A 21,649-nucleotide genomic window follows, 5' to 3' on the forward strand; every position below is an offset into this window, starting at 1 on the left:
CGATAGAGCTCAGCGCGCCGCCCCGGAGCCCCTGAGCGCCGCCGACCGTCACAATCCCCGCACCTCGCGCGTTCCTAGGGTGCTTTGAGCGTTCAGAACCAACGTCTCAGGCCACTCCGAACGCCAGAGTGAGGCCCCGGCCGCGAGCCGGGGCTTCTTCTTTGCGGCCTGCCGTCCTGCAGGTCCCACCCGAGTCCCACCCGGCGTGGCACCGCCACCCCGCAAACGGGTATATTCCGGCTACCTCTTTCGCGCGAATCTGGGTGCAGGAAACGGGTGCCATGTGGTCAGCGGGCGACAGGCACGGGAAGGCCCGTGCCCCGGGCCGGAGCGACGCGGGTCCGGCGGGATGGAGACGACGATGCCGCCGCCAGGTCTGCTTACTGGCCGGGTTGACCGCCATGGCGCTCACCGCGCCCGCCGGTCTCCATGCCCAGTCCGCCCAGGTCGTGGATGCGTGGGGCGTTCCCCCGCGGCCGCTTCTCGCCCTCGGCGAGATCGCCGGCATCAACCTGCTCACCTGGAGCTACAACTACTACGTCCGCGACATGCCGTTCGCCTCCGTCTATCCCCTGACGTGGTGGCACAACATCGAGCGTGGCTTCCGGTACGATCAGAACTCGCTGTTCATGAACATGCTTGCCCACCCCTATCACGGCTCGGCCTACTACAATTCCGCACGCTCGAACGGCATCGGCTTCGGAGGATCCGCCGCCATGACGCTGCTGGGCAGCTTCCTGTGGGAGTGCTGCGGCGAGCGCCATGCGATGGCCGGGAACGACGTGGTCAGCACGACGCTGGGCGGGATCGCCGTCGGCGAGGCGCTGTACCGCACCTCGTCCGCCGTGCTGAGCAACGAGGCCGTCGGGGGCGAACGCGTAGGCCGCGAGCTGGCCGGATTCCTCCTGAACCCGATCCGCGGCTTCAACCGGCTGATTCGCGGGGACGCATTCACGGTTCACCCGAACCCGGCGGATCCGGCGGACCGGGTGCCCGGTCATCTCACCCTGGCCCTCAGCGCCGGTTACCGTTCGGTGGCCCCGGACGAAGCGGAGCCGGCCACGGTCGAGGGGGCCTTCATGGACGTCGACCTGGCGTTCGGGAGCGCGTTCGCCGGACAGCGGAGCCGTCCGTTCGACGTCTTCGAGGTCGAGGTCGCGATGTACAGTGGCGAGAGCAACCTGCTCGGATCCGTGCAGATCCACGGTAACCTGGTGACGCGGGACCTCGATCGCGGCGGTTCGACTCACCACGTCTGGGCTCTCGTCCAGGGCTTCGAGTACGAGAACACGAGCGCCTTTCGGGCGGCTGCCCAGAGCCTCGGATTGCGCCTCGACTCCCTGTGGCCCCTGTCGGGGAAGAGCGAGAGCTGGTTGCGAACGCGGGCCGGCGCCGGAGTGATCCTGTTCGGCACCCTGGAGTCGCCGTTCGGTGCTGTTGCGGAAGTTCCGGATGGAGTCCGGTTGCGGCCCTCCGACTATCTCACCGGGCTGGTGGGGGACCTCGAAGCGGAAGCGCGATTCGGACGTCTGTCGGCCCTCGCGAGCTGGCGGTCGAGCTGGACGGGGAGCATCAACCACAATGCGGGGAACGGAGGCCGGGCCGCACACTTCCTGCACTTCGGGCGCCTCACCGGACGGTTCCGGCTGTCGGATGGTCTGGCCGTCGGAGGAGAGTACCGGGTGTACCTCCGGCGCAGCGACTTCACGGCTTCCTCGTTCGAGTCCCTGAGCGAGACGGTGCCCCAGGTCCGCCTGTACGGAACCTGGATCCTCGCCTCCGGCCGGTCGGGGCCTTCGGTCTTCCTGTTCTGATCGGTTCGGGAGCTCAGCGGCCCCCGTACTCGGAGCGTAGCGAATCGGTGTCCCAGCCCGCGTCCCGGTCCCCGGGCGGAGCCTCGAGTTCCGACAGGAGCAGTTCCTCCAGCGACTCGATCCTCTCCCGGGCGGCCGAGAGGTACGCCTTTCGGTCGTGCCTCATCCGTCCCAACTCCCGAACCGAGGCCTCATCGTGGGTCCGGAAAGTCCGGGCCGCCCGGTACGCCCGGTGCGCTCGCTTGTCGAGCATGCGGAGGGCGTCCATGCCGGTTCGGAGCGAGGTGTCCAGCGTCTCCCGGTACACGTGCTCCACCCCGAGATCCAGCAGCTCGTACGCTTCGGGTCGTCCCTTCGCACGGGCGAGAATCGTCAGGTTCGGGAAGTGTTTCTGCGCCGTCTCCACCAGCGCTACGGCCCGGTCGTGCTCCTCCATGGCGATAACCAGCAGCCGGGCCTTCGCGGCCCCGGCGGCTTCCAGCAGGTCCTTGCGGGAGGCATCTCCGTAGTACACCTCCAACCCCAGCTTCCGGAGCAGCTCGACGCGGTCGGAGTCGTACTCGAGCACCGTCGGCCTTACGCCGTTCGCCCTGAGGAACCGGCCCACGATGCTGCCGAACCGGCCGAAGCCCGCGATGATCACGTCGGCGGACCGCTCGATCGTGTCCGCCTTCCGGCTCGACTGCTCGCGGGTGCCGAAGCGGGGCTGGATCAGCTTCTCGTTCACGAGCATGAGCACGGGTGTGAGCGCCATCGAGACGGCCACCGCCGCGATCAGCGGCGCGGTCACCTCTTCACCGATGACCCCGTTCTGAGAGGCGAACGAGAAGAGCACGAAGGCGAACTCGCCGCCCTGCGCGAGCCCGAAAGCGAACAGGAAGTTCTGGTCGAGGCCCATTCCGAAGCCCCGCCCGAGCGCGAACAGGACCACGAACTTCACGACCATCAGGGCGCCGACGATCCCGAGGATGAGCTGCGGATTAGAACGGATGAGCTGGAAGTCGACCGAGGCGCCCACGGCGATGAAGAACACGGCGAGCAGGAGCCCCTTGAAGGGATCGATCTCGCTCTCGAGCTCGTGGCGGTACTCGCTGTTGGCGAGGACGACGCCGGCGACGAAGGTGCCGAGCGCCGGGCTCAGGCCCACCTGAGACATCAACAGCGCGATGGCGATGATCAGGAGCAGCGCCGCTGCCGTGAACAGCTCCCGGAGCCGGGTCCCGGCGATGACGCGAAACACCGGTCGCAGAAGGTATCTTCCCGCCAGCACGATCGAGCCGACCGCGAGGAGCACCACCAGGGTCTGCTCCCACGCCGGAAGTCCCTCGACCCACGTGGCGAGCTGCTTTCCGGATCCTTCGTGCCCCTCGCCGCCGGCCTTGTGCAGCGTGTCCCCGACCGCCAGCAGGGGCATCAGCGCCAGCATCGGGATGACCGCGACGTCCTGGAACAGGAGCACGGCGAACGAGGACTGCCCCGCGTCCGTGCCCATGAGGTTCTTTTCGTTCAGGGTCTGGAGCACGATGGCGGTGGAGGAGAGGGCCAGGGTCATGCCCACCGCGAGCGCCGTCTGCCAGGCCAGGCCGACGCCGATCCCTATGCCCGACAGAACGACGGTCGTGATGCCCACCTGCAGGCCGCCGGTACCGAGAATCGGGCCGCGCATTCGCCACAGCAGGGCGGGTCGAAGCTCGAGTCCGATCAGGAACAGCATCATGACGACGCCGAACTCCGCGAAGTGCATCACGTCCTCGCCTTCGGCGCCGATCAGGCCGAGACCGAACGGCCCGATCACCATCCCGGCGATCAGGTAGCCGAGGACCGACCCCAGTCCGAGACGCTTCGCGATCGGTACCGCCACCACGGCGGCCGAAAGGTAGACGAAGGCCTGAAAGAAGAACCCCTGTCCGTGCATCCGTATTTCCCTGGTCAGTCGGTGATGATGGCTTCGAGATCCGCGTTCAGACGGCTCAGGCCGTCCGTCCGCTCGAGGTCGAGGGTGCCGTCGCGCAGCGCCTCGAGCAGGCGACGGTAATCGCGGGCGTGCGTTTCCATCGCAGCCCGTTGCATTCCGTGCGTGCCGTGGACCACGAAAGGAGGGAGAAAGCGCATGCCGCAAAGCACCGCCGTCTGTTCGAGCGGCCGCAGGAGCTCACGAATGGTGAATCGGTTGTGGCCGTCCGCCGAGTAGGCCGCCTCCCGGCCCCCCGTGGTGACCGCGCTCAACCAGAGCTTGCCGGTGAGCGCCTTCCCCTCGCTGCCGTAGGCCCAACCGTGCTCGAGGACGAGGTCCTGCCATTCCTTGAGGATCGCGGGAGTGCTGTACCAGAACATCGGGTGCTGAAACACGACGGCGTCGTGGTCCGACAGCAGCGTCTGCTCGCGCTTCACGTCGATGCCGAAGTCGGGGTACGCCTCGTACAGATCGTGAAAGGTGATCCCCGTCATCCCCGGCAGGCCCTCCGTGAGGACCCGGTTCACCCGGGACTTCTCGAAAGCCGGGTGGGCGAAGAGCACGAGGACTCTCCTGGGGAGCGCCATCAGCGGAGCGCGACGCCGAGGTACCAGGGCCAGATGGCGAGCGCGAGCAACGCCTTCCCGATCGTGAGTTGAGCGAGGGACACCGTGAAGAGCCAGCCCACGTACCACAGTCCGCCGAATCCGTGCTCCACCTTGATCGTTTTCGTTTCCGCCACCTGAGGCCTCCCGGTCGAGGGGTGAGCGCAGTCCATACCGAAGAATGTGCGTCCGTCGATCTGCTGCCCTCGTGCTTTGTCTTTCGTTCAGTCCGACAGTATCATCTTCAGCCCTCCGCGCGCGACAAGGGGCAGGGAGAGAAGGAGCCGGGGGAGGACACACTTGAACCAGGCGACCATCATGACACGAGGTCTTGGCGCGACGGTCCTGGCGACCGGCCTTCTGCTCACGCTCGTACCATCGGGGACGGCCACCGCGCAGCAGATCCCGCGGGACGAGTACCTGAGGTACGTCCCGCTGGAGGTGCCCCGGATCATCCGGCAGACGGCCGCCAGCGAGCGGCTCAACCTGTACGGAAACCGGGAGGCCCCGGAGTTCGTGGACATCGAGCCCCTGGACGGGGTCGACGATCGCCGGTACCGGGTTCTGCAGGAGCTGGCCGTCCGCTTCGCCCCGTTCCTCGTCCAGAACTCCGAAGCGATCCCGATGGACCACAAGCTGGTGTGGAACGGACCGTATCCGCTGTTCGTGGACACGTGGAACACGGCCATGGGGGAGGACCTGATTCGCCAGGAATCCGTGCACTGGATGCAGGGCGCCGCGGACCCGTGCGGACCGTACAATCCGACGTCCGATGACTGTCGGCTATTGGACCTGCTTCTCGAGTACAATCCGGACGATCCCCTCTACGCGCTGGACCAGACGGGCGCCCAGGCCGCGGAGTACAAGCCGTTCGAGGTCCTCTGGGTGGACATGCCCGGTACCGATCCGAAGACGTGGAAGGAGCACTGGCGGAACGAGTTCTCGAAGCGCCTGCGCCCCGGATACAGAGACCTTCTCAAGACGTACGTGCACCCCTTCCTCGAAGACGTGAGCGATGCGAGAGGATATCAGGGGGTTCAGCTGGTGCTCCAGTACTGGTTCTTCTATCCGTACAACGACGGGGGAAACAACCACGAGGGTGACTGGGAGCACATCCACGTCATCGTTTCTCCGAGGTCGCAGGTGGAGAGTCCCGCCTTGAGCGAGGCGGACATGCTCCGTCTTCTCGACGGAGAGTGGCTGAGCGCCACCGGCGATGATGAGCTCGTGATCAAGAGGGTCGAGTACTACTTCCACAGCAAGGTGGCCAGTCTCGAGTTCGGAATGCCGAACGCCTATCTGCCCCGTGCCCAATGGCAGCGGCAGGCTGACTCGCTGGGCGTGGAGCTGTCCGGAGAGGAACTGTTCCAGAAGTACGTGCGGCGCATGGCCTGGCGGGACTCGGCGGAGACACAGGTAAATACCCATCCCGTGGGTTACATCGGGGCCGACAACAAAGGCCTGGACCAGCTGCTCTCCCCACCGGGCGGCACCAACCGGGATTCGCACGGGACCTATCCGCTGCCGGGGCTCTTCAAGGACATCGGTCCGGCCGGCGCGTCGGAGACGATCTCGAATTTCTTCGACCACCAGGCTTACTACGCGGGCGATGAGAAGGCCTTGAAGCGGATGAACCAGTTCGAGCGCGGCGGAGTGGTCTTCCTCGGAGAGGAACAGGCGGTCGCCGTCGTGCCGGACTGGGAGCGCGTGCTGGATCTCGTGCTCACGGACCCCGAGGTCCGTCAGACGTGGGGCTGGCTCGTGCTGCCGATGCGCTGGGGGTATCCGGCGGTGGAGTCGCCCTTCGCGGGCGTGGTGGCACACGCGGAGACGGGAAACCTGTCCATCGTGGGGCCCGCCTTCAACACGGGCTGGAACCGCTCCGGCGAGAACGTCCAGTACAAGGCCTACGTGCCCCAGGTGCTTCCGAGGCTCTTCCCGACCGGCCTCCAGGATGCGTTCTCGAACGACTGGGGCTACTTCAACGCCACGCTGCCGGTGATCAGCTTCCTGCCCCCGTTCGACCTCCTGTGGCGAGTGGTGGCTGCACCGGCGCGGGCCGCGTTCACGACGCTCGATCCAACGATGTATCCCCAGGAGACGATCCCGTTCCGATTCATCGGGATCGACGGGGGTGTCACCTTCCCGGACGTCCCGGAGGATTACCTGGAGCTGTTCTTCAACCCGGACCAGATCGACGGGATACTCGGCGGCCTGCTGGTCCACCTGATCGAGCAGGGCGCGGACTCGACGACCGTGGGCACGGGCTCGGAGCTGTCCGTCGACGTGCCCGTCGCCCCCCTGTTCCGACTCCAGCTATTCATCGGCGACCGGTTCACGAGCACGAATAGCCTGATCCACTTTCGGAGCCAGCTGGGCTGGAGCCTGCAGTTCAGTGACATCGACGACTTTTCGGTCACCGGCGATCTGACCTGGTGGGAGTACGTGGGCAGCCTGCGGTACAGCCTGCTCACCGGATCGATCCAGCCGTACCTCAAGGCCGGGTACGGTCTCAGCTGGTACCGCCTGGAGAACGTGTCCACCGACGGAGTGCCCATCGACCCGGCGGACTCGGAGTGGGTGCGGCAGCCCGGGTTCTTCCAAAACCTGCTTCCCAATACGTGGCACATCGGCGCCGGCCTCGAGCTCATCACGATCAAGGGGTTCGGCGGCCTGCCGGGCGGTCTCGACTTCTCCCTGTCCGGGGAGTGGCTGTACTTCACCAACAAGCTGGGCGTGGAGGACACCGGCGTCGCTGTGGAGAGGTTGATCGAGTTCGGCGTTCCTGCCGATGAGCTGCCGCGGGAGCGCTGGATCGGCAGGAACGTGTTCAACCTGGTGGCCACGATCAGCTACTGAAGTCGATCACGGGCATCGCGTCGCCGACGCACCCTGCGCCCCGAGATTCGACCGCGGGATCCGAAGGTCTCGGGTGACGCAACCTCCGACCGGGGCGTGTGTATGAAGCACGCTCTCGAGGAAGTCACGGAGGGGGTCGCTCGATGGTGAGAAGACTGGCCGGGTCGCGCTTTGTGCTGGTGATGATGTCCGCGTGGCTGCTGATCGGCTGTGACGACGGACCGTCCGAGCCGGCCCACCTGTCGGGCGAGCCACTGACCGTGGCCGATGTCCAGGGCGACTGGTCCGTCGAGGTTCCCCGGACCGTGGCCTGCCTTCCGAACCGGGATCCCTTTGAGATCCATCTCCACCTGCAGCATTCGAATCTAGCTGATTTCGTGGGGTCGGACGCGGAAGAGTACTTCGTCGGGCCCTGGTGGGTCGATGCCGAGGAAGAGCCCTTCTTTGCGCAGGGCTGGGTCGACATGCGAGAGCGCACGTTCCGCTTTCTGCTCTGGCAGGGGACACACGAGAAGGGAACGGTCCTGAGGGGTCGGTTCCTGCCGGGCGGACACCTGCGCGCGTCGCTCGAGGAGCCCATCCCGGCGGGCGAGGGCTGGGCGGCGGACCCGATCCGGGGCTACCCCGGGGCGTTCGCCATCGGAAGCTGCCAGTGGAGCGTCGAGGGTAGCCGCGGCGGCTCCTGACCGGCGGACAGGTCCTGCGGGTTGGGCTCGCTCGCCGCGGGCCGACCCGGGCTGCGGTTCTGCACGGGCCGCATTACCTTGCCTCGACTGCCTTTCCTCCTTGCCCGTCTGATCGAGGAAGCTCATGCGCCGTCCGGCCGGATCCGTGGCCCTGTTGGGAATGGCGTTGTTGATCAGCGCCGTGGCCGCGGAGGATCTCGTCGCCCAGGACGTCTCCCCCCGTTCGGCGATCGTCGACACGATCGTCCTCGACCGGAAGAACGTGTTCGACGCGGAGGCGGCGAAGACCGGGGTGTTCCGGGCCATGAACCGCATCCACGTGGTCACCCGCCCGCAGGTGATCCGGAACTACCTGATCATCGAAGCAGGCCAGCCGTACGACTCGGCGGAGGTTTCTGAATCGGAGCGGCAGCTTCGCCTCCTCATGCTGTTCCGCGAAGTGTCGATCGACAGCACCCGCCTGGAGGATGGCCGGCTGGCGGCCGTCGTTCACACTCGCGATGCATGGAGCCTGAAGCCGAAGTTCGCGTACTCGGTGGCGTCCACCGGAGACTGGACGGGCACCTTCGGTCTGAGCGAAAGCAACCTGCTCGGCTACGGGAACCTCGTCTACGCGGCCTACAAGAAGGAGATCGACCGGGACGGACTGAACGCGAGCGTGCAGTTCCAGCACGTCTTCGGCTGGGACTTCGATGCCGGGGGCAACTTCGCGCGCATGTCGGATGGCAAGAACGGAAACTGGGTCCTGGGCCTGCCGTTCCGAAACGTGGAGAGCCGCAAGCAGTACCAGCTCGACGGATCGAGCGCGAACCAGGACGTGATCCAGTACAGGGTGACCAACGATGCGGACTCGACGGTCACGGACTCGACCACGTACCGGCGCGACGCGTTCATCAGCACCCTGAAGGCGGGGCTCGCCACGCGGCACAGCAGCGCCGACTACCTGCGGTTCGGAGCGGACGTCGGCATCCGCCAGGAGGGGTTCTACCTCGATCCGGACGAGGAAGGCGTCGTCCCGGATTCCCTGTACGGCACGGTCAGCCTGTGGTCCGAGTACAGCAAGGTACGATACGAGAAATACTCGCGATTCAACGGGTTCGGATCCGAGGACCTCGACCTGAGCACGACGGTCCGGCTGACCGCGACCGTGGCGCCCGAAACCTTCGGTTGGAACGGGACCGGAATCGGCCTCGGGCTGAACGCGGCGACCGGCAGGCGTGGCCTGCTCGGAGGCACCGGGTGGGTGTGGGCCGCGGTCGACGCGAACTACCTGTGGAACGCGGCGGTTCGCGACTCGGGCCGGGTGATCTTCAACGTGGCCACCGGCGTCAAACTGGCCGAAAGACACTCGACGGCCATCCAGCTGCAGTGGGGCCGGATGTGGAACGCGAAGCCCGGCGACCAGTTCGACCTCGGCTTCGACAACGCACCGCGCGGCTGGGACGCTCACTCGTTCGTCGGCGATCGGGGCTGGTGGGTCCAGTTCGAGCACCGATACTACGCGATCGATGACTTCCTGCACCTGATCGGACTCGGGCTGGGTGCCTTCCTGGACTACGGAGGCGCCTGGTACCCGGATCAGAGCGCCCGAAGCGGTGGCAGCGTCGGGGCCGGCCTCCGGTTCGGCTCGGCGCTCTCGGGCGTCGCGCGTACCGCGAGGGCCGACATCGTGTACAAGTTCGGTCCTGAGGTTACGGGCAATCGCTGGGTGTTCGCCTTCGGGGCCGGTTTCACCTTCCCGCGTCGCAACATCCCGGTGATCAACTACCGGGCGCAGCCCCCTTGAGGCACCGGCCCGGCCGCGCGACCTCACTCTGCGATCCCACCCTGGAGCACACATGAGCATCAGCGACATTCTGCGAACCGAGCTCGATCAGGAAGTCCAGGCCACCCGCCCGTTGCTGGAGCGCCTGCCCGACGGGAAGTGGGACTGGAAGCCCCACGAGAAGTCGATGACCCTGAGTCGCCTGGCGACGCACGTGGCGGAGATCCCCGGCTGGTCGAAGTCCATTCTCCGGGAGGACGAGATCGACTTCCTGTCTCCCGAGATGCAGTCCTGGACTCCGCGCGAGATGCAGTCGAAGGAAGAGATCCTCGCCGAGCTCGACGAGGCGGCGGAGCAGTGTCGGCGTCACCTCGCGGAGACGAGTGACGAGGACTTCGAAGCGACATGGACCATGAAGGCCGGCGAAGAGCCCATCATGTCCGAACAGCGGTACATGGTGTTTCGCCGCCAGGTGCTCAATCACATGGTGCATCACCGGGGACAGCTGGGGGTCTATTTCCGACTGCTCGGCGTCCCGCTACCGATGATCTACGGCCCGACCGCGGACGAGGAGGGTGGGCCGGGCGACTAGGATCTGGCCCGGATGAGCGAAGGGGCGGCCGAAAGCGGCCGCCCCCCAACCGTTCATACAGCGGGTCGTCGTCAGCCTTGCCGCCGGGCCTTTCGGCGCCGGAGCAGGAACCACACGATGATGAAGGCGGCCGCCAGCCCGAGAATCCACATCCAATCGGAATCATCGGGCATGTCCGCGTCTTCCTGGTCGTCCGCCATCGCGTCCGCCTGGGCGACTTCCTCGGTTGCCGCTTCCTCCACGGCCGCGTCCGTTTCTTCTGCCATGTCGGCGACCGTCAGCGCGGCCATCTCTTCCTGGGCCATCACCGGCGCTTCCATGTCGACTTCCTCGGGGAGATCCGCCTCGACGACCTCGAACTCGACCGGTGCGAACTCCGCCTCGGCGATGGCGACCGGCTCGACGTCCGCCACGGCCACCTCCCACCGACCCTCGGGGATGTAGAAGTCCAGCTCGCGGCCTCGCGGCACGTCTTTCGCCTCCACCGGCCGGCCTTCGAGGTAGACGGGGTAGCCAGCGGGAATCCTCACCAGGGTGGCGGGACCCCACGTTCCATCCGAGTGCTTGAAGCGCAGCAGCATCGAGGGGAAGCCCTCACGGTGAACGAGAGCTTCGAAGTGCGCGTACCGGATTCCATCGGACTCGACGATCTCGAGGCAGGCGTCCCGGGCCTCCGGGTAGGCCGCCGTGATGCGGGCGTCAAAGGAGACTTCTTCGCACGTTACGTCCTGCGAGAGGGCCGGAAGCGGCCACAAGGCGACGAGCGCCAGGGAAAAGGCGACGGTGACGAGCTTTCGCATGGAGCCTCCACGATCAGGAATGAACCTTCGGTCGGGTGAGCCCGGATACCGGGCCTCCGCTCACCCGGACGATCGGTGGTCGGACGAAAAGTTGGGGTGCCGGAGGGTTGGCGGCAAGCGCCGCGGTGCCCCGGATCCCGACTTTCCAGACGCTTCCGGTCCCCATAAGTTCGGCGGTCGTTCGTCCCCGTACGACTGGAATCGAGCCGAAAGGAGAGGCCCTTGGGCCCCGTTTCACCGACACCACGGCGCATGGCGCGACGCGAGCGCCGGTCGCCGCCCATGCGGACTGCCGGTCTGTTGACCGGCTTTCTTGCCCTGTTCGCCGCTCCGCTCGGCGCGCAGGAGTACCTGATCCACGTGGATGGCGACTCGATCAACGCCGAGATCAAGGAGTTCAAGCGCGGAAAGCTGAGCTTCGAGATCCCCGGCGCGAGCACCGCCACCCTCGAGTTCGACAAGGTCAGCACGATCGCCAGTCCGGAGCAGTGGGATTTCGAGCTCACCGGTCAGCGCCGGGCGTTCGGCAGCGTGCTCCCGGGGGAGCAGCCGGGCTGGGTGCGGATCGCCACCGCGACCGACACGGTGGACCTGCCCTTCAGCGAGATCGTGCAGATGACGAACGTCGAGCAGGGACTGTGGTCCCGGTTCGACGGCTACCTCGAGCTCGGGTTCAGCTACGCGAAGGCGAACAACGCCACCAATCTCAACTTCGCGACCGAGATCGACTACCGGGCGCCGAGGTGGCTCTTCGTGCTGAGCCTCGATTCGCGATTTCAGGATCAGGATGATGCCGAGAGCTTCAAGCGAAACCTCGGCACGTTCAGCGCCAGCTACCTGCTTCCCAAGACCTGGTACGTGGGCGCACGAACCCAGCTGGAGCAGAACGAGCAGCTCGACCTCGACCTCCGGCTCCTGCTCGGCGCGATCGTCGGACGGGACTTCGTGCAGTCGAACCGCGTGGACTGGAACTGGCTCGTCGGCGTCCAGAGCAACACCGAGGAATACGTCGGGCTGGAGGGGACGACCTCGGCGGAAGCGTTGCTCGGCACCCGGTTCAGCTGGTTCACCTTCGGCGACTTCGAGAACGACCTGTCCTCGAGCCTCTTCGTCTATCCGAGCCTCAGCGAGTCCGGTCGCGTGCGTTTCGACTTCAACATCAGCTACCGGCAGGACCTGTTCGGGGACCTCTACATGCGGGTGTCATTCTACGACCAGTACGACAGCGATCCTCCCGAGGGCGCGCAGGAGAACGACCTCGGCACCACGCTCGCCGTGGGCTGGGATCTCTGAGTCACGACCCTGCCCGGCTCCGTATCCGCGGGGCCGGGCAGGGCTGCTCGGGGCCGCGCCGGGCCCCCGGCCCCCTTCGGACCTCTAGCCACCCCTGGCCGCGATCTTGGCCCAGCTGTCCCGCAGCGTCACCGTGCGGTTGAACACGAGGTGCTCCGGGCCGGAGTCTTCCGGATCGCTCATGAAGTAGCCGTGCCGCTCGAACTGGTAGCGGGTTCCCGGGGGGTCGTCCCGGAGAGCGGGCTCCGCCCACGCCCTCTCCACGACCACCAGGGACTCCGGGTTCAGTCGATCGACGAACGTCTCTCCCTCCTCGAGGTCCGCCTCGGGATCGGGGACCGAGAACAGGCGATCGTACAGCCGGACCTCCGCGGGGACCGCGTGCTCGGCGGATACCCAGTGAATGGTTCCCCTCACCTTGCGACCGTCCGCCGGGTTCGCCCCCATCGTCTCGGGATCGTGTGAGCAGCGAAGTTCCACGACCTCGCCGGCCTCGTCCTTCACCACCTCGTCGCACCGCACCACGTAGGCGTTCCGGAGCCGGACCTCGACTCCAGGCGCCAGGCGGCGGAACTTCCTCGAAGGCTCTTCCATGAAGTCGGAGCGCTCGATCCAGAGCTCCCGGGTGAAAGGCATGCGACGGGTGCCTTCCTTGCCGACATCGCGCGGGAACTCCGCCGCGTCGATCCACTCCGTCCGGTCCTCCGGATAGCTCGTGACCACGACCTTCAGCGGATCCAGGACGGCCAGCCGCCTCGGTGAGGTCCAGTTCAGGTCATCTCGAATCACGTATTCGAGCCGCGAGAACTCGATGCGACTGTCCACGTCGGCGACGCCGATCTCCTCGTTGAACCTTCGGATCGCCGAGGGTGTGACGCCCCGGCGCCGCAGTCCGGCCACCGTGGGCATTCTCGGATCGTCCCAGCCCTGGACGTGGCCTCCTTCCACGAGCTGGACGAGCTTTCGCTTGCTCATGATCGTGTAGTCGATGTTGAGCCGCGCGAACTCGGTCTGCTCGGTGCGGGGTCTATCGATACCGACGGCATCCAGAATCCAGTCGTAGATCTCCCGGTTGACCTTGAACTCGAGCGTGCAGAGCGAGTGCGTGATGTCCTCGATCGCGTCCTCGAGGCAGTGGGCGTAGTCGTACATCGGGTAGATGCACCAGTCGTCCCCCTGCCGGTAGTGCCTCTGATGCCGGATCCGGAAGAGCAGGGGGTCGCGCATGGTCATGTTGGGATGCGCCATGTCGATCTTCGCCCTCAGAACGTGCGCCCCGTCCTCGAACTCTCCGGCCCGCATGCGGCGAAACAGGTCGAGACTCTCGTCCACCGGGCGGTCCCTGTACGGGCTGTTCCGGCCCGGCTCGGTCACGGTCCCCCGGTATTCCCGGATCTCCGACTCGCTCAGGCTGTCGACGTACGCGGTACCCTCCCGGATCATCTTCTCGCCCCACTCGTACATCTGGCCGAAGTAGTCCGAGGCGAAGTACAGCCGGTCCTCCCAGTCGACGCCGAGCCAGCGGACGTCCTCGATGATCGCATCGACGTACCGCTGCTCTTCGTTGGCCGGGTTCGTGTCGTCGAAACGGAGGTTGAAGGTGCCCCCGTATTCCTGCGCGATGCCGTAGCTCAGCCACAGCGCTTTCGTGTGGCCGATGTGGAGGTATCCGTTCGGCTCCGGGGGAAAGCGGGTCGCCACCCGGCCCCCGTACTTGTCGGTCCGAATGTCCTCCTCCACCATCGCGCGGATGAAGTCGAGGCTCTTCCCGTCGTTCTTGTTCGTCATGATCGGTCCGTTCGCGCGCAGTCGCGGGTCACGAGGTTCTCCGGCCGGTCCGGGAGAACCCTCAAGCTGCCGTTCCCGGCGGCGGATGCCAAGTAGCGGGGACGGCCGGGAAGCTTACGCGAGTCCCGAGGCCCGATTACAGTGGGGTGTTACCGGCCCGGTCGTCGTCAGACGGTCGGGCCTCCTTGGACCGCCAGGTGGAGGGACTTCGTGAGCGAATGGAAGAACTGGGTGTCGTACGGGCTGGTCGCTGCCGTCCTGGCCGCGGCCGCGTCGGGGTGCTCGGAGGGCGATTCGGGAGCGAAGGCCGCCCCCGACGCACGGGCCGATGGCGTCGAACCCGTGCAGCAGGTCGACCTGCCTCCCGCGATCCTCGGCGAGGCGCCTCCACCGCGGGGTGAAGACCTGGCCTACTTCGATGCGGATCCGGAGACCGTGGGCTACATCGCGGTGCCCGAAGGCGAGGGACCCTTTCCTGCCGTGATCCTGATCCACGAATGGAACGGACTGGTGGATCGGGTGAGGCAGGTGGCGGATGCGCTCGCGGACGAGGGATACGTCGCGCTCGCCGCGGACATGTACTCCGGCCGGACCGGGTCGAACCGGGACGAGAACATGGCGCTCGTCCAGGAGGTGCAGGCGGACCCCGAGCGCATGATCGGAAACCTGAACGCCGCGGTGATCCACCTCCGGTCCAGACCCGACGTCACGGGCAAGATCGCGGCGATGGGCTGGTGCTTCGGGGGCGGAGTGGCGCTCTCCTTCGCGCTCGGCGGCGAGAGCCACGACGGCACGGCGATCTTCTACGGGCGTCTGATCGAGGACCCGGAGGTGCTCGCCTCGATCGATCACCCGGTGTACGGGACGTTCGCGGAGCTGGACGGCTCGATCCCTCCGGACCAGGTGAATCGTTTCGCGGAAGCCTTGCGGGAGGTCGGGGTCGAGAACGACATCCATATCTACGACGACGTGAACCACGGGTTCTGGCTGTGGGTGGACCGCGATCCGGAGACCACGGCCGCTCCGGCCGCCGACGCCTGGATGCGGCTCAAGAACTACCTGAAGCGAGTGCTGAGCTGAATGGAACGCGAACGCCCTGACGGTCGACCACGAGCTGCGGTCGATGTTCGGCTCGTCATTGCGCTCGTCGCGCCGCTGGCGGTCGGCCTCCTGTCCGGGCTGGCCACCGCCCGGGGCGTCCGGGACTGGTACCCGACTCTCGTAAAGCCGGCCTTCAATCCGCCCGACTGGCTGTTCGGCCCGGTCTGGACCGTCCTCTATCTGCTCATGGGGGTGGCGGCATGGCTGGTCTGGAGGCGCCGGGAGGAGACCCGGGTCGGCGCTGCGCTCCTCTTGTTCGTCGTGCAGCTCCTCCTGAACGGCCTGTGGTCCGTGCTCTTCTTCGGGCTGAAGTCGCCGGGCCTGGCGGCCGTCGAGATCCTCCTCCTGTGGGTGGCCATCGGATGGACGATCCGTGCCTTCCGGCGGGTCTCGGTGCCCGCCGCCATCCTGTTGATTCCCTACTGGGCGTGGGTCACGTTCGCGGCGGTCCTGAACATCGCCATCTGGACGCTGAACCGTTAGGAGGTTTTCCACGTCCGACCGCAGGGGTGTTCGAGAAGCGTGGCCGTGGGCGGCCTTCCTGCTCGGGGTCGTGGCGGTCGTCGCTCTTCGAGCACCGGGGTTGTGGACCGAATTGTGGATGGACGAGATCCTCTCGCTTCGTCATGTCGAGGGGCTTTCGTCGCCCGCAGACGTATTCACCGCCATTCACAGTGACAACAACCACTACCTGAACTCTCTGTGGCTGTGGGCGGTCGGGCCGGACGCCCCCGTCTGGGTTCTGCGCCTTCCCCCGCTGGTGCTCGGAACGGCCCTCGTGGCGATCGTGTACCGGCTGACTCGTCCCGAGGGTCGGCGCGCCGCCGCGGTCACGACTCTGCTCTTCGCCTGCTCGTACCCGCTCGTTCATTACGCATCGGAGGCGCGCGGCTACGGGTATCTCATCTTCCTGACGCTCCTGGCGTACGCCTTCTTCCGGGGGTGGATCCGGACGGGCCGTCGGTGGGCGGCCGTCGGGTATTCGGTCGCGGCCTCCGCGGCCTTTCTCGCGCATCTCGGCTTCCTCACGGTCTTCGCCGCGTTCCTGCTGTGGTCGACGCTGGAGATCTGGCAGGCGCGGAGCCGCCGCAGCTTCGCCCTGAGGAACCATGTCCTGGTGCAGGCGCTGCCCCTCCTGACCGTGGTCGTTCTCTATGGGGTGGATGTCCGCTGGATGACCGCGTCGGGTGGCTTCGCATCACGGTCTCCGGTCGAGGCGCTCGGTGGGGCCGCCGGTCTATTGGTCGGCGGAGCGCCCGGCCGGGTAGCGGCGGTCATCGCAGCCACCGCGTGGGTCGGAGTCACCGCCGGGATTCTGCGTCTGCGGGACCGGTCCCTGAACGAGAGCGCCTTCCTGTTGACCGCGATCGTGCTGGCGCTCGGGAGCGGGGCGCTTCCCGGGTACGGATACCCCCGGTACTACCTCACGGCGCTTCTGTTCGCGCTCCTGCTCCTCGGAAGGGCGATCGCCGGATGGCTGGATTCCAGAGTGGGCAGGGTGCTCGGCCTCTCGATCCTCGCCATGATCGTCACCGTCAACCTCTCTCAGATCCTGCGCTTCGCCGCCGTCGGACGCGGCATGTACCGCGAGGCTACGGCCTACATGGCGGTGGCCTCGGGCTTCGGGACGACGTCCGCGGCCGGCAGCCACGACCTCGGTACGGTCCTGGCCCTGGAATGGTACCAGGAAGAGCTGCCCGGGGATGCGGCGATCGTGTACTACTGCCAGCGTCTCGCGACGGAGGGCTGCGAGCATTCCCGGGACGATCTTTCACGGCTCGGGGGGCGGCCCGCCTTCTACATCATCTCCAGCCTGGAAGACCGGTTTTCGCCTTCCCGTGATCTCGAGGTTCCGGATCTCGGCAGCTACCGGTACGTGCGCTCGTTCCCCAAGTATGGGCTGTCCGGGATCTACTGGGTCCTGTACCGGGCGTCCGGGCCGGAGCCCTGATCGGAAAGCCCGGTCGAGGCAGGCGAAGTTTCCCGCCGCCGGCCCCCTCGGTAGAATGGGCGGGCCCCGGCGATCGTACCGATCCGGAGAGTCAGGGAGGGGATTGAGGCCACATGAGTGAGCGGACCGCTGCATTGAGCGGGACACGCGAGGTACGGGACTCGGTCGTCGTACGGTTCGCCGGCGACTCGGGCGACGGAATGCAGCTGGCGGGAACGCAGTTCACCATGGAGAACGCGCTCGCCGGCAGCGACCTCGCCACGTTTCCCGACTACCCGGCCGAGATCCGGGCGCCCGCCGGGACCACGTACGGCGTCTCCTCGTTCCAGATCCATTTCGGGGCCGTAGACGTGAAGACGGCGGGCGACGAGCTCGACGTGCTGGTCGCGCTCAACCCGGCGGCCCTCAAGGTGAACCTGGGAGACCTGCGGGTCGGGGGCACGGTGGTCGTCGATACCGGCTCCTTCACGAATCGGAACCTGGGGAAGGCGGAGTACGAGGAGAACCCGCTCGAGAACGCGACGCTCGCCCCTTACCAGGTCATCCAGCTCGACATTGGAGAATTGACCCGCAAGGCGGTCGAGCACCTGGAGCTCTCGGCTCGGGACGCCCTCCGAAGCCGCAACATGTGGGCTCTCGGGCTGCTGCTCTGGATGTTCGACCGCGACAAGCAGGCGACGGTCGACTGGCTCCGCCGCAAGTTCGGAGAAGACGACGTGGCGGCGGAGGCGGCCGTCGCAGCTCTGGCCGCGGGGCATGCCTTCGGCGAGACCGTCGAGATGCCGACGAAGATCCCGGGATACACGGTCTCGCGGGCCGATCTGAAGCCCGGGCTGTATCGCACCGTGAGCGGAACGGACGCTCTCGCCTGGGGCCTCGCCTCCGGGCTGAAGTCTTCAGGCCTGGAGCGCATGGTGTTCGCTTCTTATCCGATCACGCCGGCGTCACCGCTGCTTCACATGCTGGCCCGGATGAAGGAACTCGGCGTCGTCACGTTCCAGGCCGAGGACGAGATCGCGGCGGCCTGTGCCGCGATCGGCGCGTCGTACGCGGGGGCGCTCGGCGTGACGTCGAGCTCGGGTCCCGGGATCGCCCTGAAGACGGAAGCGATCGGGCTCGCGGTGGCCACGGAGCTCCCGCTCGTGGTGGTGAATTCTCAGAGGGGCGGACCCTCCACCGGGCTGCCGACCAAGACGGAACAGGCCGACCTCTTTCAAGCCGTGTACGGGAGGAACTCCGACACGCCGGTGGCCGTGCTCGCGCCGGCCACGCCGGCCGACTGCTTCCATGTCGGACGCGAGGCCGTCCGCCTCGCCACCCGGTACATGACGCCCGTGTTCGTGCTCTCGGACGCCTACCTGGCCAACGCCGCCGAGCCGTGGCTGATTCCCGATCTGGACTCGCTGGAGGACTTTCCGGTCGAACGGCGGGTCGACCCGGAGGGGTTCCAGCCGTATGCGCGGGACGAAGTGACGCTGGCGCGCCCATGGGCGACGCCGGGCACGCCGGGGCTCGAACACCGGATCGGCGGCATCGAGCGGGACGCCACCACGGGCAACATCTCGTACGATCCGGACAATCACGATGAGATGACGCGCCTGCGGGCCCGAAAGATCGCGGGCATCGCGGCGGACATTCCGATGCAGACGGTGGAGCTGGGCGACGAGCGGGGCGGGCTGGCCGTCGTGGGCTGGGGGTCGACCTACGGCTCACTCTTCAAGGCGGTGGAACGGGCGCGGGCGAAGGGTCTCGACGCGTCGCACGTTCACCTCCGCTACCTGTCCCCCTTCCCGAGCAATCTCGGCGAGTTGCTCAGCGGGTTCGATCACGTGCTCGTGCCGGAGATCAACTCCGGCCAGCTCCTCGCCATGCTGCGCAGCACGTACCTGCTGCCCGCCGCGGGCCTGAACCGGGTGGCCGGACGACCCTTCCGGATCGCGGACGTAGAGGAAGCCATACGCCGGATGCTGGAATCCGGGAGGACCCCATGAGTCACAGCGTGCTGCCCCAGCTGAAGCCGAAGGACTTCGCCTCCGATCAGGAAGTGCGCTGGTGTCCGGGGTGCGGCGACTACGCGATCCTGAAAGCGATTCAGAAGACGCTGGCCGAGCTGGAGATCCCGCGCGAGCGAAGCGTGTTCATCTCCGGAATCGGCTGCTCGTCGCGGTTCCCCTATTACATGGCGACCTACGGCTTTCACACGATCCACGGACGCGCCCCGGCCGTTGCGACCGGCACCAAGCTGGCGAACCCGGAGCTCGACGTCTGGGTCATCACCGGCGACGGAGATGGGCTCAGCATCGGCGGGAACCACCTCGTGCACGCCCTGCGGAGGAATGTCGACCTCAACATCATCCTGTTCAACAACGAGATCTACGGCCTCACGAAAGGTCAGGTGTCGCCGACCTCGAAGCGCGGCACCCTGTCGCCCACCACGCCCCGCGGCTCGGTTTCCAACCCGATCAGTCCCGCCACCCTGGCGCTCGGGGTAGGCGCACGGTTCGTGGCCCGGTCGGTGGACATCCAGCAGGGTCACCTGGTGGAGGTGCTGAAGCAGGCGCACACGCACGCAGGCGCCTCGTTCGTGGAGATCTTCCAGAACTGCATCGTGTTCAACGACGGCACCTTCGCGGATTTCACCGATCGGTCCGTGTCGGAAGAGGCACAGCTGCGGGTCGAACACGGCCGACCGCTGCGATTCGGAACGGACCTGGAGAAGGGCCTGCGACTCGATCCGGAATCCTGGGCGCTGCAGGTGATCCGACCCGGAGAGGATGGCTGGACGGAGAACGACGTGCTCGTTCACGACGAGACCAACCGTCCTCTCGCGACCATGCTGGCCGCGCTCGAGCCGCCCGACTTTCCGATGGCGCTCGGAGTGCTGTATCGGAATCCCGGCCCCACCTTCGAGCGGCAGGTCCTCGCCCAGGTGGAGCCCGAGTCGGAGGGGCGGGGCCTGGCGGATCTGCTGTATGGCGGACGCACCTGGACGGTCTCTGCGGAAGGGTCCCGCAGCCGGTAAGGGCGCCGCCTCAAGCCTCAGACCAGGTCGACCACCATCTTGATGAGGATCGCCACGATCGCGCTCGGGGCGATGAAGCGAATGAGGAACGCCCAGGTCCGGCCCAGCGGGAATCGGCCGTCGTTCGCCCTCACCTCTTCCCCGGCGGCCTTCACGCCCCACACCCAGCCGACGAACAGGCTGATCAGCAACGCGCCGATCACCAGCGAGTACTGGCCGAACAGCATGAACAGGAAGCTGAGGAAGTCCATCCCGACGCCGGGGAGCTCCGTCAGCCACGAGACCGCGCCGCTGGCGAGGGCACTGGGGATGCCGAGAACGAACGCGACGACCCCGAGGGAGATGGCCGCCTTGCGCCGCGACATCCCTCGCTCGTCGACCGCCCACGAGGTCACCACTTCGAGCAGCGACACGCTCGATGTCAGAGCAGCGATCCCCAGGAGCAGGAAGAAGCCGGTGCCGAAGATCACGCCACCGTACGGTGCGGGCGGGATCGACGACAGGAGTGAGGTCAGCACGACGAAGACCATTCCCGGTCCGCCTGCACCGGGCTCGAGTCCCGCGTGAAACAGCGTCGGAAAGATGATCAGGCCGGCCAGGATCGCGATGGTGGTGTCCGCGAAGGTGACCCAACCGGCCGAGGAGACGAGGTCATCCTTCTTCGAGACGTACGAACCGTAGGTGATCATGGCGCCCATGCCGAGGCTGAGGCTGAAGAACGCCTGTCCGATCGCGGCGAGAACCACTCCCCCGGTCACCTTGCCGAAGTCGGGCTTGAGGTAGAAGGAGAGACCTTCACCGGCGCCCGACAGCGTCACGGCCCGGATGGCGAGCAGCACCAGGAGGAAGAAGAGCACCGGCATCAGCACCTTCGTCCAGCGCTCGATGCCGTCGCGGATCCCGCCGAGCACGACGTAGACGGTGATGATCATGAACAACAGGTGCCACGAGATGGCGGGAAGCGCGCTGCCGGCCAGCTCGTTGAAGATCGGCTCCGTCTCCACACCGGCCTGGAAAGTGCCCGTGACCGTCTTGAAGATGTACGACAGGGTCCACCCGGCGATCACCGAGTAGAAGCTGAGGATCACGATGCCCGTGAAGACGCCCAGCCCGCCGACGATCACCCAAACCGAGCCCGGGGCGAGCGCCTTGAAGGCGCCGACCGGATTCCGCTGCGTTCGCCGTCCGACGATCAGCTCCGCCAGCATGACCGGAGCCCCGATCAGGGCCACGGCGACGAGGTAGATCAGAAGGAACGCCGCGCCCCCGTTCTGGCCGGCGACGGTCGGAAATCCCCAGATGTTCCCGAGCCCGATCGCGCTTCCCGCGGCGGCGAGGATGAACGCGACCTTGGAACCCCAGGTGTCGCGTGGTTGTCCGGAGCCGGGATCCATGAGCCGGATTCCTCCGTTTCAAGAA

General features: G+C 66.7%; 17 protein-coding genes. 11 read left to right on the forward strand and 6 right to left on the reverse strand.

What is annotated here, in order from left to right:
* Nucleotides 1-401 precede the first annotated feature (401 nt).
* Nucleotides 402-1,814: a DUF3943 domain-containing protein gene (locus AC36XV_RS03505; protein ID WP_492202287.1), complete on the forward strand. Its 1,413-nt coding sequence runs from the start codon at nt 402-404 to the stop codon at nt 1,812-1,814.
* A 13-nt stretch (nt 1,815-1,827) separates the two neighbouring features.
* On the opposite strand, the gene AC36XV_RS03510 is transcribed toward AC36XV_RS03505, so the two are convergent.
* From AC36XV_RS03510 to AC36XV_RS03520, 3 genes are read right to left on the reverse strand one after another with little or no spacing between them, the layout of a single operon-like run.
* Complete coding sequence (locus AC36XV_RS03510) at nt 1,828-3,729, reverse strand: monovalent cation:proton antiporter-2 (CPA2) family protein (protein ID WP_492202288.1); 1,902 nt, start codon at nt 3,727-3,729, stop codon at nt 1,828-1,830.
* A gap of 14 nt (nt 3,730-3,743) precedes the next feature.
* Entirely contained in the window at nt 3,744-4,355 is a 612-nt protein-coding gene (gene kefF, locus AC36XV_RS03515) for a glutathione-regulated potassium-efflux system oxidoreductase KefF (protein ID WP_492202289.1), read from the reverse strand.
* The gene (locus tag AC36XV_RS03520; protein ID WP_492202290.1) at nt 4,355-4,510 is read right to left on the reverse strand and encodes a hypothetical protein; all 156 of its coding nucleotides are present in this window, start codon (nt 4,508-4,510) and stop codon (nt 4,355-4,357) included. Before AC36XV_RS03520 ends, kefF begins: the two co-directional genes overlap by 1 nt.
* Before the next feature lie 181 nt (nt 4,511-4,691).
* Between AC36XV_RS03520 and AC36XV_RS03525 the strand changes: the two genes are divergently transcribed.
* The 4 genes from AC36XV_RS03525 to AC36XV_RS03540 all read left to right on the forward strand — a co-directional run bounded on the left by AC36XV_RS03525 (nt 4,692) and on the right by AC36XV_RS03540 (nt 10,275).
* Nucleotides 4,692-7,232, forward strand: coding sequence for an outer membrane protein (locus AC36XV_RS03525; RefSeq protein ID WP_492202291.1), 2,541 nt, complete (start codon nt 4,692-4,694; stop codon nt 7,230-7,232).
* A 143-nt stretch (nt 7,233-7,375) separates the two neighbouring features.
* Entirely contained in the window at nt 7,376-7,918 is a 543-nt protein-coding gene (locus AC36XV_RS03530) for a hypothetical protein (protein ID WP_492202292.1), read from the forward strand.
* 124 nt (nt 7,919-8,042) lie between these two features.
* Nucleotides 8,043-9,704 carry a BamA/TamA family outer membrane protein gene (locus tag AC36XV_RS03535; protein WP_492202293.1) on the forward strand — a complete coding sequence of 554 codons (1,662 nt, stop codon included), beginning with the start codon at nt 8,043-8,045 and terminating at the stop codon, nt 9,702-9,704.
* A 52-nt stretch (nt 9,705-9,756) separates the two neighbouring features.
* A complete protein-coding gene (locus tag AC36XV_RS03540) occupies nt 9,757-10,275 on the forward strand; it encodes a DinB family protein (RefSeq protein WP_492202294.1) in 519 nt (172 codons plus the stop codon).
* Between the two features lie 71 nt (nt 10,276-10,346).
* Here AC36XV_RS03540 and AC36XV_RS03545 read toward each other — a convergent pair whose 3' ends face one another.
* Nucleotides 10,347-11,075, reverse strand: a complete 729-nt coding sequence (locus tag AC36XV_RS03545; protein ID WP_492202295.1) for a hypothetical protein — start codon at nt 11,073-11,075, stop codon at nt 10,347-10,349.
* Nucleotides 11,076-11,375: 300 nt separating this feature from the next.
* On the opposite strand from AC36XV_RS03545, the gene AC36XV_RS03550 reads away from it, so the two are divergent.
* Nucleotides 11,376-12,368: a DUF481 domain-containing protein gene (locus tag AC36XV_RS03550; RefSeq protein WP_492202296.1), complete on the forward strand. Its 993-nt coding sequence runs from the start codon at nt 11,376-11,378 to the stop codon at nt 12,366-12,368.
* An 84-nt stretch (nt 12,369-12,452) separates the two neighbouring features.
* On the opposite strand, the gene AC36XV_RS03555 is transcribed toward AC36XV_RS03550, so the two are convergent.
* Nucleotides 12,453-14,156 carry a glutamine--tRNA ligase/YqeY domain fusion protein gene (locus AC36XV_RS03555; protein ID WP_492202297.1) on the reverse strand — a complete coding sequence of 568 codons (1,704 nt, stop codon included), beginning with the start codon at nt 14,154-14,156 and terminating at the stop codon, nt 12,453-12,455.
* A 210-nt stretch (nt 14,157-14,366) separates the two neighbouring features.
* Here AC36XV_RS03555 and AC36XV_RS03560 point away from each other — a divergent pair, with 210 nt between their 5' ends.
* The 5 genes from AC36XV_RS03560 to AC36XV_RS03580 all read left to right on the forward strand — a co-directional run bounded on the left by AC36XV_RS03560 (nt 14,367) and on the right by AC36XV_RS03580 (nt 20,230).
* Nucleotides 14,367-15,236 (forward strand): dienelactone hydrolase family protein, encoded by an 870-nt coding sequence (locus tag AC36XV_RS03560; RefSeq protein WP_492202298.1) that lies wholly within the window; start codon nt 14,367-14,369, stop codon nt 15,234-15,236.
* Nucleotides 15,237-15,740 carry a TspO/MBR family protein gene (locus AC36XV_RS03565; protein ID WP_492202299.1) on the forward strand — a complete coding sequence of 168 codons (504 nt, stop codon included), beginning with the start codon at nt 15,237-15,239 and terminating at the stop codon, nt 15,738-15,740.
* A 100-nt stretch (nt 15,741-15,840) separates the two neighbouring features.
* Nucleotides 15,841-17,208 (forward strand): hypothetical protein, encoded by a 1,368-nt coding sequence (locus AC36XV_RS03570; protein WP_492202300.1) that lies wholly within the window; start codon nt 15,841-15,843, stop codon nt 17,206-17,208.
* A 113-nt stretch (nt 17,209-17,321) separates the two neighbouring features.
* On the forward strand, nt 17,322-19,199 hold the full coding sequence (locus AC36XV_RS03575) for a 2-oxoacid:acceptor oxidoreductase subunit alpha (protein WP_492202301.1): 1,878 nt from the start codon (nt 17,322-17,324) through the stop codon (nt 19,197-19,199).
* On the forward strand, nt 19,196-20,230 hold the full coding sequence (locus AC36XV_RS03580; RefSeq protein ID WP_492202302.1) for a 2-oxoacid:ferredoxin oxidoreductase subunit beta: 1,035 nt from the start codon (nt 19,196-19,198) through the stop codon (nt 20,228-20,230). The genes AC36XV_RS03575 and AC36XV_RS03580 overlap by 4 nt, the downstream gene beginning before the upstream one ends.
* Nucleotides 20,231-20,247: 17 nt before the next feature.
* Here the strand turns inward: AC36XV_RS03580 and AC36XV_RS03585 are convergent, their stop codons facing one another.
* Nucleotides 20,248-21,624 (reverse strand): sodium-dependent transporter, encoded by a 1,377-nt coding sequence (locus AC36XV_RS03585; RefSeq protein WP_492202303.1) that lies wholly within the window; start codon nt 21,622-21,624, stop codon nt 20,248-20,250.
* Between the last annotated feature and the right edge of the window lie 25 nt (nt 21,625-21,649).

The organism is Candidatus Benthicola sp. (genome assembly GCF_058719085.1).